Genomic DNA, 1,892 nt, shown 5'->3' on the forward strand with positions numbered 1-1,892 from the left:
ACACGGCGTGCTCGTCGTCGCTGGTCGCCCTGCACCTGGCGGCGCAGGCGCTGCGCTCCGGCGAGTGCGACCTGGCTCTGGCCGGCGGTGTCACGGTGATGGCGACACCCGCCGGCTTCGTGGAGTTCTCCCGCCAGGGTGGTCTGGCCGCGGACGGTCGTTGCAAGTCGTTCTCCGACGACGCGGACGGCACCGGCTGGGGCGAAGGCGTCGGCATGCTCCTGGTGGAGCGGCTGTCGGACGCGCGCCGCAACGGCCACCGGGTGCTGGCGGTGGTGCGTGGCACCGCCGTCAACCAGGACGGCGCCAGCAACGGGCTGACCGCCCCCAACGGCCCCGCCCAGCAGCGCGTCATCCGCGCGGCGCTGGCCAACGCGGGCCTGACCGGCGCCGACGTGGACGCGGTGGAAGCCCACGGCACCGGTACGAAGTTGGGTGACCCCATCGAGGCGCAGGCACTTCTGGCCACCTACGGCCAGGACCGCCCCGCGGACGGGCGGCCGCTGTGGCTGGGCTCGCTGAAGTCCAACATCGGGCACACGCAGGCCGCCGCGGGTGTCGCCGGGATCATCAAGATGGTCATGGCCATGCGCCACGGCGTCCTGCCGCCCACCCTCCATGCCGGTGAGCCGTCGTCGAAGGTGGACTGGTCGGCCGGCGCGGTGGAGCTGCTGACGGAGGCGCGGGAGTGGCCCGAGAGCGGTGACCGGCCGCGCCGGGCGGGTGTGTCGTCGTTCGGCATCAGCGGGACCAATGCACACGTCATCCTCGAGTCGGCCGAGCCGGAGCAGGAGACTTCCGGTGAGCCGGAGGTCGTGCTGCCGGTGGTGCCGTGGGTGTTGTCGGCGAAGTCGCCGGAGGTCCTGGCGGGTCAGGCGGAGCGGCTGCTGCCGCTGGCCACGGGTGGGGTCTCGCCGGTGGACGTGGGCTGGTCCCTGGTGGTCAGGCGGAGCGGCTGCTGCCGCTGGCCACGGGTGGGGTCTCGCCGGTGGACGTGGGCTGGTCCCTGGTGTCGACCCGCACCCAGTTCGATCACCGTGCGGTGGTCTTCGGCGAGGACCGCGAGGAACTGCTGCGCGCGGTCGCGAAGGGCCGTTCGGCCGTGGGTGTCGTATCCGGCATGGTCGGGGGCGGGCGTTCGGCGTTCCTGTTCTCCGGTCAGGGCTCGCAGCGGGCCGGGATGGGGCGTGAGCTGTATGCGGCGTTCCCGGTGTTCGCCGAGGCGTTCGACGCCGTGTGCGCGGAGCTGGACAAGCACCTGGACCGGCCGGTCAAGGACGTTGTCTTCGCGGACGAGTCCGGTCTGCTGGACCGGACCGTCTACACGCAGGCAGCTCTGTTCGCGGTCGAGGTGGCGCTGTTCCGGCTGATGGAGCACTGGGGTGTTACCCCCGACTACCTGCTCGGCCACTCCATCGGCGAGCTCGCCGCCGCACACGTCGCCGGCGTCTGGTCGCTGGAGGATGCTGCCGCGCTCGTCGCCGCCCGTGGGCGGCTCATGCAGGCCCTGCCGGAGGGCGGGGCTATGGTCGCGGTGCAGGCGACCGAGGACGAGGTCCTGCCCTTGCTCACCGAGAATGTGTCCATCGCCGCCCTCAACGGCCCCACCTCGGTGGTGATCTCCGGGGACGAGGACGAGGCCACCACGATCGCGAAGCTTTTCGCGAAATCGAAGCGGCTGCGGGTCAGCCACGCGTTCCACTCCCCGCGCATGGAACCCATGCTGGAGGAGTTCCGCGCTCTCCTGCAGACGGTCACCTTCCACGCCCCGCGTATTCCGGTCGTCTCCAACCTCACCGGCCAGACGGCCGGGGAGGAACTGCTGACCGCGGACTACTGGGTGAACCACGTCCGCCAGGCCGTCCGCTTCGCCGACGGCATCCGCCACCTCG

The 1,892-nt window shown here is 71.7% G+C and carries 1 pseudogene; it reads left to right on the forward strand.

Going from position 1 to position 1,892, the window contains the following annotated elements:
• Window positions 1–1,892 (forward strand): annotated as a pseudogene (locus A2U95_RS31965) (type I polyketide synthase); the annotation flags it as partial.

Origin of the sequence: Streptomyces chilikensis (genome assembly GCF_001642695.1) — a bacterium.
GTDB classification, from domain to species: Bacteria; Actinomycetota; Actinomycetes; order Streptomycetales; family Streptomycetaceae; genus Streptomyces; species Streptomyces chilikensis.